Source organism: Micromonospora sp. CA-240977, from assembly GCF_050942285.1.
GTDB lineage: Bacteria > Actinomycetota > Actinomycetes > Mycobacteriales > Micromonosporaceae > Micromonospora.
Map to the genome: position 1 here is coordinate 7,470,169 of NZ_CP192055.1, position 12,860 is coordinate 7,483,028.

General features: G+C 72.8%; 12 protein-coding genes and 1 pseudogene. 7 read left to right on the forward strand and 6 right to left on the reverse strand.

Annotated elements, in window-relative coordinates:
* Positions 1-30 precede the first annotated feature (30 nt).
* Positions 31-981, reverse strand: coding sequence for an NADP-dependent oxidoreductase (locus tag ACQPWW_RS34110; RefSeq protein ID WP_433127892.1), 951 nt, complete (start codon positions 979-981; stop codon positions 31-33).
* Between the two features lie 49 nt (positions 982-1,030).
* Between ACQPWW_RS34110 and ACQPWW_RS34115 the strand changes: the two genes are divergently transcribed.
* The gene (locus tag ACQPWW_RS34115) at positions 1,031-1,654 is read left to right on the forward strand and encodes a TetR/AcrR family transcriptional regulator (RefSeq protein ID WP_433127893.1); all 624 of its coding nucleotides are present in this window, start codon (positions 1,031-1,033) and stop codon (positions 1,652-1,654) included.
* A gap of 28 nt (positions 1,655-1,682) precedes the next feature.
* Here ACQPWW_RS34115 and ACQPWW_RS34120 read toward each other — a convergent pair whose 3' ends face one another.
* The 3 genes from ACQPWW_RS34120 to ACQPWW_RS34130 all read right to left on the reverse strand — a co-directional run bounded on the left by ACQPWW_RS34120 (position 1,683) and on the right by ACQPWW_RS34130 (position 3,437).
* Complete coding sequence (locus tag ACQPWW_RS34120) at positions 1,683-2,081, reverse strand: hypothetical protein (RefSeq protein WP_433127894.1); 399 nt, start codon at positions 2,079-2,081, stop codon at positions 1,683-1,685.
* Positions 2,078-2,329, reverse strand: a complete 252-nt coding sequence (locus ACQPWW_RS34125) for a hypothetical protein (protein ID WP_387195958.1) — start codon at positions 2,327-2,329, stop codon at positions 2,078-2,080. The genes ACQPWW_RS34120 and ACQPWW_RS34125 overlap by 4 nt, the downstream gene beginning before the upstream one ends.
* Positions 2,330-2,390: 61 nt before the next feature.
* A complete protein-coding gene (locus ACQPWW_RS34130; protein ID WP_433127895.1) occupies positions 2,391-3,437 on the reverse strand; it encodes a DUF4192 domain-containing protein in 1,047 nt (348 codons plus the stop codon).
* Between the two features lie 173 nt (positions 3,438-3,610).
* On the opposite strand from ACQPWW_RS34130, the gene ACQPWW_RS34135 reads away from it, so the two are divergent.
* The 5 genes from ACQPWW_RS34135 (at position 3,611) to ACQPWW_RS34155 (ending at position 10,303) form a co-directional block, all read left to right on the forward strand.
* On the forward strand, positions 3,611-4,525 hold the full coding sequence (locus ACQPWW_RS34135) for a fructosamine kinase family protein (RefSeq protein WP_433127896.1): 915 nt from the start codon (positions 3,611-3,613) through the stop codon (positions 4,523-4,525).
* Positions 4,522-5,535: a GTP 3',8-cyclase MoaA gene (moaA, locus tag ACQPWW_RS34140; RefSeq protein WP_433127897.1), complete on the forward strand. Its 1,014-nt coding sequence runs from the start codon at positions 4,522-4,524 to the stop codon at positions 5,533-5,535. Before ACQPWW_RS34135 ends, moaA begins: the two co-directional genes overlap by 4 nt.
* Before the next feature lie 3 nt (positions 5,536-5,538).
* Positions 5,539-5,793 (forward strand): MoaD/ThiS family protein, encoded by a 255-nt coding sequence (locus ACQPWW_RS34145; protein WP_433127898.1) that lies wholly within the window; start codon positions 5,539-5,541, stop codon positions 5,791-5,793.
* A 12-nt stretch (positions 5,794-5,805) separates the two neighbouring features.
* Complete coding sequence (locus ACQPWW_RS34150) at positions 5,806-7,053, forward strand: metallophosphoesterase (protein ID WP_433127899.1); 1,248 nt, start codon at positions 5,806-5,808, stop codon at positions 7,051-7,053.
* A gap of 61 nt (positions 7,054-7,114) precedes the next feature.
* Entirely contained in the window at positions 7,115-10,303 is a 3,189-nt protein-coding gene (locus ACQPWW_RS34155) for a UvrD-helicase domain-containing protein (RefSeq protein WP_433127900.1), read from the forward strand.
* Between the two features lie 13 nt (positions 10,304-10,316).
* On the opposite strand, the gene ACQPWW_RS34160 is transcribed toward ACQPWW_RS34155, so the two are convergent.
* Together ACQPWW_RS34160 and ACQPWW_RS34165 are read right to left on the reverse strand one after the other, a co-directional pair.
* A complete protein-coding gene (locus tag ACQPWW_RS34160) occupies positions 10,317-10,970 on the reverse strand; it encodes a prepilin peptidase (RefSeq protein WP_433127901.1) in 654 nt (217 codons plus the stop codon).
* Positions 10,971-10,980: 10 nt separating this feature from the next.
* Positions 10,981-11,985: an EamA family transporter gene (locus ACQPWW_RS34165; protein WP_433127902.1), complete on the reverse strand. Its 1,005-nt coding sequence runs from the start codon at positions 11,983-11,985 to the stop codon at positions 10,981-10,983.
* Between the two features lie 390 nt (positions 11,986-12,375).
* Between ACQPWW_RS34165 and ACQPWW_RS34170 the strand changes: the two are divergent.
* Positions 12,376-12,837: pseudogene (locus ACQPWW_RS34170) on the forward strand (LppU/SCO3897 family protein); the annotation flags it as partial.
* Between the last annotated feature and the right edge of the window lie 23 nt (positions 12,838-12,860).

Below are 12,860 nucleotides of genomic sequence, written 5' to 3' on the forward strand. Positions count from 1 at the left end.
CGGTGAGTGACGTGACTGGCGATCTCTGCGTCAGTTGACCAGAACGATCCTTCCAGGTGCGTGGTGCGCCCCACTCAACTCGTGTGCGGCCGCAGCCTCCGTCAGCGGGAACGTGGCCGCGACGGGAATGTGCAGCCGACCGGATTCGGCAAGGCGCACCGCGATGTCGAGGCCGTGTACCGCGAGCACGTCGGCACCGGACCCCACCGCCTTGCCAGTCCGATCCGCAGGTGCGCCGTGCGACAGGTGGACGCCGTGGGCGGCGGCCGCGAAGTCGGCGATCGTCACCACGCGCGCCGCATCTCCGGCGATGGCGATCAGGTCGGGCAGCGCTCCTCCGGCGCAGTCGAACACCGCGTCGACCCCGCCCGGTGCCAACCCGCGGATTCGGTCGGGCAGCCCGGGGCCGTACGTCGTCGGCACCGTGCCGAGCGAGCGCAGGAAGTCGTGATTGCGCTCGCTCGCCGTGCCGATGACAACGGCGCCACGGGCGACTGCGACCTGAACGGCGACGCTGCCGACCGCGCCAGCCGCGCCGTTCACCAGCACAGTGTGCCCCGCTGTGACCCCGAGCCGATCAAGAACGCGGGTGGCCGTCTCGACGCTGCCGGCAGCGCCGCCCGCCTCCTCCCAACTCCAGGCGGCGGGCTTACCGGCCCACGCGGTTAGCACCACGTGGTCGGCGTTGGCGCCACGCGTGGCCGGCGAGGTCATGCCGAAGACCTGATTGCCGACGGTGACGCCGGTAACGCCGTCACCAACCTCGTCAACCACGCCAGCCGCCTCGAAGCCGGTTCGGTACGGGAACGTCACGGGCACCATGTCGACCAGCTTGCCGGCGCGAATCAGCACCTCCCCTGTCGAGAGCCCGGAGGCACGCACAGCGATGCGGACCTCGCCCGGCCCGGGGTGCGGGGCCACGACCTCGGCGACGTGCACAACGTTGGGTGGCCCGAACTCGGCGAATACGACAGCTCTCATGGGCCGAACCGTAACGGAGCACCCCGTCCGGTTAGCTAAAGTGAGACCGGTGACGGCCGAAGTGAGACAAGCCCAGCGGTCGGATGCGCGCGACAACCGGGAACGCATTCTGGCCGTCGCTCGCCTGGCGTTCGCGATCAACGGGCTCGACGTGCCGATCCGGGAGATCGCACGGCGGGCACAGGTGGGCGCCGCCACGATCTACCGGCACTTCCCCACCAAGGACGCACTGCTCGCCGAGGCATTCGCCGAGCAGATGACAGTGTGCTCGGCGATAGTCGAGGAGGGCCTCACTCAGCCTGATGCCTGGCTGGGCTTCCGCCTGGTGGTGGAGAAGCTCATGGAGACGCATGCCCACGATCGAGGCTTCGCCCGTGCCTTCATCAGCCAACTTCCCCAGGAAGCCGGCTTCACCGCCGATCGCACCCGAACACTGCGCATGCTGGCCGAACTCGTTGATCGGGCGCGAGCGACAGGAGAACTTCGGGACGACTTTGTTCTGGAGGATCTGATCCTGGCACTGATGGCCAACGAAGGCATACGAGCCGAGTCGACCGCCAGCCGCCTGGCAGCCGCCCGTCGTTTCGCGGCATTCATGATCCAGTCATTCCAGACAAGTCCGATGCGAGGACCACTGCCGCCAGCCGTCCGCCTACCGCTATCGACACCCTGACCAAGGCTGGGCGGCGACGGTGTCGGCGTCAGGCCAGGTCGAGGATGCTCCACCTGGCGGGTAGGACCTTCGCTGCCGCTTGGGGTTGCACTGTCGCGTAGTGCGCCTCGTGGGTGATTGCCGCGCGGGCGGCATGGCCGAACGAGATGTCCCCATCAACGGCACGGGCGAGCGTGCCTGTGTCTCGCACGTCCTCGGCGTTGAGCGGCAGCAGGCGGATCATCGGAGCGCTCGTCATCAGGGCCAGTAGCGCGACATCGATCTCGTCGCCCGTGCCCGCGATGGCGACAGCCAGGCACGTCGCAGGGACGGCAATCTGCCTGCCCTCGTCGGCGACCTCCAGCATCAACTCCCCCACCGAGACGTTGCCCTCGATGTAGGCCGTCAACGCCGACGCGTCGAACACAGCAGCGATCTGATCGCTCATCCGGCACGCCCCAACATGCGGCGCCCCTCAGCCAGGGCGTCCGGCGGGATGGGCGTCGCCAGCCGCTCCCGCCACCGCGCCCTGCCCGCCTCGGTCACCTCGATACCGGCGCGCCGCAGCACCTCATGCAGGTGCGTGACGTCCATCTGTGCCCGCACCGCCGCGGTGATGGCGGCCGAGACGTTGGGCTGCTGGTCGAGCCACTCCGCGACATCGTCGGGGAGGCTCACGGAGCGCTTCACGGTCATGTCCTCCAGGGTATCAATCCTGGTAGCACCGTCGGTATTACCTGGTGTGTGGCGGGGCCGGTCAGCGGCGGCCACGTCGGCTCCGCCTGCGCGGACGAATGACCCCTGGCATCCCGGCCGACGGCCACCCGTCCAGCTCGGACGGCGGCACCCCGCGCCGGAGCATGTCGTCGAGCAGCACGGCGAGCGGGTAGTCAGGGTGCAGGCCCAGCGTGCGCTCCAGTGCGACAGCCGCCAGCGCCCCCTGACCCGCGCGCCAGGCCGCGAACGCCAGCAGCGCGCCGGGCGCGGCGGCCCACTTCGGCTCGGCCCGGCGCAGCACGTCGGTCCAGAGGGCGATGTCCCGGTCCCGACCGTCGGTGCGTTCCCAGGCGTGATCGCGGATCGGCAGGTGGGTCATCAGCAGGCTCAACCAGGCCACCTCGTCGTCGTCGAGCCGCTCGCCGCGGCGCTGCCGACGCTGGGCCTCGCGGACCGCCGCGACCCCGGCGGCGCACATCGCCCGGCCGCCGAGCAGGTCGCTCGCGGGAGCCTGCTCAAGCAGCTCGGTCAGGCGCAGCTCGGCTCGGGCGGTGGCCGCCCGCATCGCGTCCCGGGCCGGGCCGTCCATCGCCGCCACCTGCGCCACGAGGGCGGCCCGGTCGGGGAGCGCGACCTGGCCGGCGAAGACCGCCGAGGCGGTCACCGGGTTGGCGGACGGGTCGTAGCGCCGACCCTCGGGCGGGCAGCAGTCGGGCTCGGTGCAGAGATAGGACCACCACCGGCCCTCGGTCACCCGTAGCGCGTCGAGCACCTCCAGCCCGGCGGCGCTCAGTGCGGCGCGCACCGCGTCCACGGCCGGCGTCACCCGATCGGGTGGGCCGTAACCGACAACGGTGGCGGCCTCCGCGCCCTGCCGGCGGATCACGCCGGCCAGGTGCCGGGCCCGCTCGACCGGATCAGCCGACGGGTCGGGCAGGTCCGCGCGAGCGGCGAAGATGATCTGCCGCCCGAGCAACGCCACAGCGACCACACTGTCGGTGGGATGGAAGCCGAGCAGGTACGGCACCGCGGCGATCAGATCGGCGGGCGAGCGGACGGCGAGCTGAGGGCGTGGGGTCGAGGTCATGTCGGAAGCCTGCGACGGGCCTGCCCGGCGTCGCCGCCCCTGTGGATGACACGCGACTTATCCACAGTTACTCAACGTGTTTTCCCTGCTCATCGCGAACCTACCGATGCCGAAAGAGGCCCGATGTCCTCGGGCGGCACCGTGTCGTCACACGGAGCGGTTACCGTGCGCTGATGGACCTGGCGTACCTGCGCGCGCATCCGGCACACCTGCCGACCTTCCGGACCCATCAACGGATCCGGGAGACGCCGGTGGCCGGTGGGCACATCTGCGCCGCCGCCCGGCTCACCCTCGACGACGGCCACTCCGTCTTCGCCAAATCCTGGCCCGAGGGCGCCGACCGACCGGCGCCGGAGGGTTTCTTCGCCGCCGAGGCGGCCGGGCTGCGCTGGCTGCGGGAGGCCGGCGCGATCCCCGTACCAGAGGTGATCGTGGCGTTGCCGGGCCTGCTGGCGCTCGACTGGGTGGAGCCCGGCGAGCCGACGCCGGAGGCCGCGGAACGCTTCGGCCGCGAGTTGGCCGACCTGCACCGGGCGGGGTCACCCACCTTCGGCGCGGCCTGGCCGGGTTTCATCGGGTCGCTCCCCCAGGACAACACCCCCACCGACGGGCCCTGGTCGACGTGGTTCGCCGAGCGACGTCTCGTCCCCTACCTGCGACGCTCGGTCGACTGCGGCGCCCTGACCAGCGCCGACGCCGCAGTGGTCGAGCAGGTGATCGGTCGGCTCGACGGGCTCGGCGGCGACGAGCCACCGGCGCGCATCCACGGCGACCTGTGGCCGGGCAACGTGCTCTGGGGCGCCGCCGACCGGGCCTGGTTGATCGACCCGGCGGCGCACGGCGGGCACCGGGAAACGGATCTGGCCCAGCTCGCCCTCTTCGGCGGCATCCCCCACCTGGACCGGGCGCTGGCCGCCTACCGGGAGAGTTGGCCGCTGCCGGCGGGCTGGCGGGAGCGGGTGCCACTGCATCAACTACATCTGCTGCTCGTGCACACCGCGCTCTTCGGCGGCGGTTATCGAGACGCGGTCCTCCAGGCCGCCCGCGCCGTCCCGGCCCCTGTCGCACGCGCTACGGTCGACAGGTGAGCGCCGCCCCGGGCACCGATGGCGTCCTCGTCGACCGGTATGGCCGCGTCGCCCGTGACCTTCGCGTGTCCCTCACCGACAAGTGCAACCTGCGCTGCACCTACTGCATGCCGGCGGAAGGGCTGCCCTGGCTGGCCGGCCCCGAGCTGCTGACCGACGAGGAGATCGTCCGGCTGGTCCGGGTGGCCGTCGAGCGGCTCGGTGTGACCGAGGTGCGGTTCACCGGCGGCGAGCCGCTGATCCGGCCCGGTCTGGTCGGCATCGTGACCGAGGTGGCCGCGTTGCGGCCTCGTCCCCGGGTCTCGCTGACCACCAACGGCATCGGGCTCGACCGGCTGGCTCCGGCGCTGCGCACGGCCGGCCTGGACCGGGTGAACGTCTCACTGGACACCCTGGACCCGGACCGGTTCACCCGACTCACCCGCCGTCCCCGCCTCGACGCGGTGCTGGCCGGGCTCGCCGGGGCCGCCGCCGCCGGGCTCAGCCCCGTGAAGATCAATTCAGTGCTGATGCGCGGTGTCAACGAGGACGAGGCGCCCGCCCTGCTCCGCTTCGCCGTCGATCACGACTACCAGTTGCGGATCATCGAGCAGATGCCGTTGGACGCCCAGCACGGCTGGGACCGCCGCACCATGGTCACCGCCGAGGAGATCCTGGCCTCCCTGCGTACCGTCTTCGATCTCAGCCCCGACCCGGCCGAGCGCGGCGCGGCGCCGGCGGAGACCTGGCTGGTCGACGGAGGTCCCGCCCGGGTTGGTGTGATCGCCAGCGTCACCCGACCCTTCTGCGGGGACTGCGACCGCACCCGGCTGACCGCGGACGGCCAGGTCCGCGCCTGCCTCTTCGCCACCGAGGAGTCCGACCTGCGCGCGGCGCTGCGCACCGGCGCGGACGACGAGGAGCTGGCCCGACGCTGGCGCACCGCGATGTGGGGCAAGCGCGCCGGGCACGGCATCGACGACCCGACCTTTCTCCAGCCGACCCGGCCGATGTCCGCGATCGGGGGTTGAGGCGTGCCCCCCACACCGCTGACCGTCCGCTACTTCGCGGGTGCCCGCGCCGCCGCCGGGCACGCCGAGGAGGTCCTGCCCGCCGGCCGGTCGCTCGACGACCTCACCGCCGAGCTGGTGCGGCGACACGGCGATCGACTCGCCGCCGTGCTGCGAGTCGCGAGCTTTCTGGTAAACGGCGTCACCTGTCATGATCGTGAAGCACCCCTGCCGGCCGGGGCCACGATCGACGTTCTGCCCCCGTTCGCGGGCGGCTGAGGAGGCGCACACATGTTGGCGGTCCTGGGGTTCGTGGGCGTCCTGGCGCTGACCACCGGTCTCATCCACCTCTACCTGTGGAAGCGGCTCGTTCGGGACACCACCAGGCCGGGCCGCTGGCGACGGGTCGGCGGGATCGCCGCCCTGCTGCTGGCGCTGCTCGTGCCGGCCACCCTCGCCGGGACGCAGTCCGGGCTCTACTGGCTCGCCTGGCCGGGCTTCCTGTGGCTCGCCCTGATGTTCTACCTGCTCGTCGTGCTCGCCGTCCTCGAAGTGCCGATGCTTGTCACCCGGCTGGTGCTACGCCGTCGGCTCGCCGCCGCCGAGCCGACCACCGCCGCGCCCGAGCCGGTGCTGGTCGGCGCCGCCGGGCCGCCCGAGCCGCCGGTGGCCGACGCCGTCACGGCCCCGGACCACGACCCGGGCCGCCGGCTGCTGCTGGCCCGTGGGGCGGCCATCTTCGCCGGCCTCACCGCCGCCGGCATCACCGGGTACGGCGTGCGAACCGCCCTCGGCCCGCCCCGCCTGGACCGGGTGCAGATCCCCCTCGCCAAGCTCCCCCGCAGCATGGACGGCCTGCGCATCGCGACCGTCTCCGACATCCACCTCGGCCCGCTGCGCGGCCGGGCACACACCGAGCGGATCGTCGCCGCGATCAACCGCCTCGACGCCGACCTGGTCGCGGTGGTCGGGGACCTGGTCGACGGATCGGTCGCCGAACTCGGCCCGGCCGCCGCACCGCTGCGCGACCTGCGCTCCCGGTACGGCAGCTTCTTCGTCACCGGCAACCACGAGTACTACTCCGGGGTGGAGGAGTGGGTCCAGGAGGTCGACCGGCTCGGCCTGCGGGTGCTCCAGAACCAGCGGCAGGAGATCCGGGCCCGGGGCGGCGTGCTCGACCTGGCCGGCGTGAACGACCTGGACGCCACCGGGACCACCGGCGTCGCCGCCGGGCCCGACTTCGCCGCCGCTCTCGGTGACCGCGACCCGAGCCGCCCGGTGGTGCTGCTCGCCCACCAGCCGCTGGCGGCGGTCCAGGCCGCCCGGTACGACGTCGACCTGCAACTGTCCGGGCACACCCACGGTGGGCAGGTGGTGCCGTTCAACCTGGTCGTCCGGCTGGCGCAGCCGGTGGTCAGCGGCCTCGGCGAGGTCGACGGCACAAAGGTCTACGTGACGAACGGCGCCGGTTTCTGGGGCCCGCCGGTCCGGGTCGGGGCGGAGCCGCAGATCAGTCTTGTGGAGTTGCGCTCGGCATAGCGGACGTCACGTCCGCGCGTGGCGGCGGGCGGCCGGCGCGGCGGGCGTGACAGGATGCGGCGTGCCCCCGTTCAGTGCCGTACCCTCCGGTGGCCTCTCGCCATTCGTCGCGGACCTGCACATCCACTCGAAATACTCGCGCGCGTGCAGCCGTGACCTCACGCTGCCGAACCTCGGATGGTGGGCGCGCCGTAAGGGCATCGGTCTGCTCGGCACCGGTGACTTCACCCACCCCGCCTGGTACGACCACCTGCGGGAGACCCTGCGCCCGGCGGAGCCAGGGTTGTACCGGCTCGATGCCGAGGCGGAGCGGGACATCGCCCGGCGGCTGCCGCCCCGGCTCGCCGACGCGGCGGAGGCAGACCCGGTCCGGTTCATGCTGAGCGTGGAGATCTCCACGATCTACAAGCGGGACGACCGGACCCGCAAGGTGCATCACCTGATCTACCTGCCGGATCTCGACGCGGTGGCCCGGTTCAACACCGCCCTCGGCCGGATCGGCAACATCGGCTCGGACGGCCGGCCGATCCTCGGCCTGGACTCCCGCGACCTGCTGGAGATCACCCTGGAGGCCAGCCCGGACGGGTTCCTGGTGCCGGCGCACATCTGGACGCCGTGGTTCTCCGCGCTGGGCTCGAAGTCCGGCTTCGACGCGATCGCGGACTGCTACGCCGACCTGGCCGACCACATCTTCGCGGTGGAGACCGGCCTCTCCTCCGACCCGGCGATGAACTGGCGGGTCGGCAGCCTGGACGGCTACCAGTTGGTGTCCAACTCGGACGCGCACTCCCCGCCGGCGCTGGGCCGGGAGGCGACGGTGCTGACCGCCGAACGGGACTACTTCGCCGTCCGGGAGGCGCTGCGGACCGGTGACGGTCTGGCCGGCACCGTCGAGTTCTTCCCGGAGGAGGGCAAGTACCACGCGGACGGGCACCGGCTCTGCGGGGTCAACTGGTCCCCGGAGCGGACCCGGGCCGCCGGCGGGCGCTGCCCCGAGTGCGGCAAGCCGCTCACCGTGGGCGTTCTCAGCCGGATCGAGGAGCTGGCCGACCGGCCGGTGGGGCACCGGCCGGCACAGGCCCGGGACGTTACCCACCTGGTGCCGCTTGCCGAGATCCTCGGTGAGATCAACAAGGTGGGCGCCCGGTCGAAGAAGGTCGAGGGGCGACTCAACGAGCTGCTCGCCGCGCTCGGCCCGGAGCTGGAAATCCTGACCACGACGCCGCTTACCGACATCGCGCAGGCCGGCGGTGAGCTGCTCGCGGAGGGCATCGGTCGGCTGCGACGAGGCGAGGTGCGCCGGGTGCCGGGCTACGACGGCGAGTACGGGGTGATCACGCTCTTCGACCCGGCGGAACTGGGCGGCGCCAGCGCGGGCCAGGAGACGCTGTTCGACGTACCGGTGCCGGCGCAGCGCCGACCCGCGGAGCCGGCGGCCCGACCGGCGACCAGGCGCCCGGCGGCGGCGAAGGCGGAGCCGAAGCGTAAGCCGACCCCGACCCCGGCACCCCCGATCGCGCCGCCGCCGTCCCCGCACGAGCCGTTCGAGCCGATGCTCTCCGGCATGGAGGAGGTCGGCACCGGCCTGCTGGACCGGCTGGACGCGATGCAGCGGGTGGCTGCCTCCGCGCCGGGAGGGCCGCTGCTGATCGTGGCCGGGCCGGGCACCGGCAAGACCAGGACACTCACGCACCGGATCGCGTACCTCTGCGCGGAGCTGAACGTCTTCCCCGAGCGCTGCCTCGCGATCACGTTCACCCGCCGGGCCGCCGAGGAGCTGCGACACCGCCTCGACAGCCTGCTCGGTCCGGTGGCCGAGGACGTCACGGTGGGCACGTTCCACGCGCTGGGCCTGACCATCCTGCGGGAGAACGCCGACGCGGCGGGCCTGCCGGCCGGTTTCCGCATCGCCGACGACACCGAACGGGCGGCGGCCCGCTCCGAGGCCGGCGACGACCTGGCCAGCTACACGGCGCTGTTGCGCAAGCAGGACCTGGTGGACCTGGACGAGCTGGTCACCCTGCCGGTGGAGCTGCTGCGCGCCGATCGGAAGCTGGTCGAGGGTTACCGGGACCGCTGGCGGTGGATCTTCGTCGACGAGTACCAGGACGTCGACGAGGTGCAGTACGAGCTGCTGCGGCTGCTCAGCCCACCGGACGGCAACCTCTGCGCGATCGGCGACCCGGACCAGGCGATCTACTCGTTCCGGGGCGCCGACGTCGGCTACTTCCTGCGTTTCTCCGAGGACTTCACGGACGCCCGGTTGGTCCGGCTCAACCGCAACTACCGCTCGTCGGCGCCGATCCTGGCCGCTGCCGTGCAGGCCATCGCCCCGTCCTCGCTGGTCCGTGGCCGGCGGCTGGATCCGGCCCGGCTCGACCCGGAGGCCCCGCTGGTCGGGCGCTATCCGGCCGGGTCGGTCGCCGAGGAGGCCGACTTCGTGGTGCGGACTGTCGACGAGTTGGTCGGCGGGCTGTCACACCGTTCGTTGGACTCGGGCCGGATCGACGGCCGGTCCACCTCGCTGTCCTTCTCCGACATCGCAGTGCTGTACCGCACCGACGCGCAGGCCGCGCCGATCGTCGACGCTCTGGCCCGCGCCAACATCCCGGTGCAGAAGCGTTCCCACGACCGGCTGCGGGACCGGCCCGGGGTCGCGGCCATCGCCCGGGAGCTGCGGCACGCCGACGGGTTGGCCGGCTCGCTGGCCGCCCGGGTGCGGTTGGCCGGTCAGGTGGTCGCCGAACGGTTCGCGGTGCCCACCCTGGATGGCACCGGCACGGTACGCCCCGAGGCCGTCCGCTCGGCCGTGGACCTGCTCATGCCGCTGGCCCGGCGTTGCGGCGACGACCTGGAAACGTTCCTGTCGCAGCTGGCGACCGGCGCGGAGGTGGACGCGCTCGACCCCCGCGCGGAGGCGGTCACGCTGCTCACCCTGCACGCCGCGAAGGGCCTGGAGTTCCCGGTGGTCTTCCTGGTCGGCGTCGAGGACGGGTTGCTGCCGCTGCGCTGGCCGGGCTCGACGCCCGACGAGGACGCGGTGGCCGAGGAGCGCCGGCTCTTCTTCGTCGGCCTGACCCGGGCGCAGGACCGGCTGTACGTCAGTCACGCCGCCCGCCGCACCCGGCACGGCGCGGAACGCGACTGTGTTCCGTCGCCGTTCCTCAGCGTGATCGATCCGGGCCTGTTCGAACGGTTCGGCGAGGCCGAGCCGCGTCGCCCGAAGGACCGCCAGCTCCGCCTGATCTGACGGGTGCGGCCGGTCAGTCGAGAAGAACGGCGAGCCAGGCACCCACCAGCAGGGCCGGGCCGAGCGGCAGCAGTGTGTGCCGGCGGACCCGCCGCGCGGCAAGGAGACCGAGCACCAGACCGCCGTGCAGCAAGTGTGGCAGGAGCAGCCCGGCAAGCAGGGCATCCCTGCCCAACCAGCCGAGCGGCAGGCCGAGGACGGCGGCGAGTTTCACGTCCCCGAAGCCCAGTCGTGAGCCGGGCAACAGGGCCAGCAGCACGTGCGCCGCGGCCGCGACAATCGCACCACCCAGCGCGCCGAGCAGCCGGCCGGCAGTGCCGGACAGCAACGCCGCGGCGGTCAGACCCCCGCAGGCCAGCAGCCCGGCGGCGAGGACCAACGGGTCGGGCAGCCGCAGGCAGGCCAGGTCGACCCGCGCCAGCACCAGCCCGACCGCCGCGACCGCGAGGAAGACCGGCAGCGCCGGGTCGTCACCCACAGCGACGGCAAGGCCGACGAAGACGCTTGTCGCCACCATCGGGTCGACCCACTGCCGTCGGATCGGCCGCGGCCCCGGGAACGCCGGTGGCCTGGCGTCCGCCGTGGCGAAACGCCACGACACCGAAGGTACGACGAGACCGACAAACGCCCCCAGCAGCGCGATCGACACCAGCGCGGCGGCCGACATGGCCCGGACGTTACTGGCGGTCGCTCCCCGGCGTGGCCCCCGATCGCGAACCCGTGCCCGCCCGGCGCGGCCGTTCGGTGCTCACCACCAGAGCGACCCCGGCGACGATGACCGCGCCGCCGAGCAGCACCTGCGGAGTGATCGGCTCGGCCACCAGCAGCGCGCCGAGCGCCACCGCGACGGCCGGGTTGACGTAGGCGTACGTCGACACCAGCGAGATGGGCGCGTTGTGCAGGAGCCAGACGTACGCGGTGAAGGCCACCAGTGAGCCCGCCACCATGAGGTAACCGAGCGCCAGCCACGAGCGGGTGCTCACCGCCGCCGGGTGGAAGTCGCTCAGCTCGCCTCGCCCGGCGGCGATGACGGCCAGCACGAGCGCGCCGGCCAGCATCTCGTACACCGTTGCCACGAAGGGGTCGGCGGGCATCCGGATCCGGCCGGACAGGAACGACCCGACCGACCAGGAGACCGCCCCCGCCACCACTGTCAACGCCCCGACCAGGGGTACGGCGTCCGAACTGCCGGCGGGCAGCACCAGCAGGACCAGGCCGACGAAACCCACTGTGACCCCGGCGAACGTCCAGATCGGCGGGCGGTCCCCGGTGGCGGCGCGCAACAACACCACGAGCAACGGCACTGTCGCCACCAGCAGCGCGGCGATCCCGGACGGGAGCGCCACCCCGGGCGGCCCGGCTTCGGCGAGCACCACCAGGCCATTGCCGCCGGCGAGCAGGAGCACCCCGACCAGCGCGGCCGAGACGAGCTGCCGCCGCTCCACCCGCAGCGCGCCGGGGCCCCGGCGCAGCCGCAGCACCACCGCCAGAACCAGGCCGGCGACGGCGAATCGCAGGGTGGCCGACAGCAGCGGTGGCAGCGTCTCCACGGTGATCCGGATGGCCAGATAGGTGGATCCCCAGAGGAGGTAGACCACGATCAACGCGGTCCAGATCACTGTCGGTGCGAGGTCAGCGCGGCGGCCGACGGCGGCTGCGGCGCTCGGTGGAGGTGGGCTCATCAGGGGACCACGCTACGGTGACGTGGGAGTCCGCGTCGCGTACCGGTGGCCAGGCTCTCACCACTTGTGCAGGAGGGCGGCATGACGAACTACGGACCACCCGGAGGCGGCGACCCGGGACCGTGGCGCGGGCAGCGACCGGACGAGAGGCCCGGCCGGCCGGTGCAGCAGCCCTACCCGCCGGCACCCGGGCCGTACCCGCCGGCGGCGCCGTCGTACCCGCCGGCGCCCCAGGAACGACCCGGGCCGTACGGCGGTCCGCCCACCGCGCCCTACGGGGGCGGCTCGGGAGCGCCCTACGGCGGCGCGTACCAGCCGACCGGGACGAATCCGGGGTACGGCGGGCAGCCGTACCGGCCCGACGAGGACCCGTACGGCCCGGCTCCCACCCCGGCACCGGGCCGGCGCGGTCGGGGGCCGCTCATCGCAGTGCTGGCGGTCGTACTGCTGCTGGTGGCTGTCGGTGGCACGTTCTGGTTCCGTCGCGGGCAGAACGACCCGGCTCCGGTGGCCGCGCCGACCAACTCGACCGCCGCGTTGGAGCCCAGCGCCGACGCCGACGGGACCGCGCCGGCACCGAGCGCCCCAGCCCCGGAGTCGTCGGCCGATCCCCGGTTCGCGAAGGTCGGTCAGTGCGTCCGCAACGACGCCGCGGCGGACGGCAAGCCCAAGCTGCTGATCAGCGAGTGTGCCGCGAAGTCGTACGAGGTGTTGAGCCGGATCGACGGCGCGACAAGCGGCGAGCGGGACGCCGAGGCCAAGTGCGACAAGGTCAAGGGTTACACCAACTGGTACTTCTTCGACAGTGAGCTGGACACCCTCGACTTCGTCCTCTGCCTGAAGCAACGCTGAGACAACCCACCCCCGGGGATGAC

Excerpts from the sequence above, each read along its gene's own strand:
- ACQPWW_RS34110 (WP_433127892.1), bottom strand. The coding sequence starts at position 981 with ATGAGAGCTGTCGTATTCGCCGAGTTCGGGCCACCCAACGTTGTGCAC.
- ACQPWW_RS34120 (WP_433127894.1), bottom strand. The coding sequence starts at position 2,081 with ATGAGCGATCAGATCGCTGCTGTGTTCGACGCGTCGGCGTTGACGGCC.
- ACQPWW_RS34125 (WP_387195958.1), bottom strand. The coding sequence starts at position 2,329 with ATGACCGTGAAGCGCTCCGTGAGCCTCCCCGACGATGTCGCGGAGTGG.
- ACQPWW_RS34130 (WP_433127895.1), bottom strand. The coding sequence starts at position 3,437 with ATGACCTCGACCCCACGCCCTCAGCTCGCCGTCCGCTCGCCCGCCGAT.
- ACQPWW_RS34135 (WP_433127896.1), top strand. The coding sequence starts at position 3,611 with ATGGACCTGGCGTACCTGCGCGCGCATCCGGCACACCTGCCGACCTTC.
- ACQPWW_RS34150 (WP_433127899.1), top strand. The coding sequence starts at position 5,806 with ATGTTGGCGGTCCTGGGGTTCGTGGGCGTCCTGGCGCTGACCACCGGT.
- ACQPWW_RS34160 (WP_433127901.1), bottom strand. The coding sequence starts at position 10,970 with ATGTCGGCCGCCGCGCTGGTGTCGATCGCGCTGCTGGGGGCGTTTGTC.
- ACQPWW_RS34165 (WP_433127902.1), bottom strand. The coding sequence starts at position 11,985 with ATGAGCCCACCTCCACCGAGCGCCGCAGCCGCCGTCGGCCGCCGCGCT.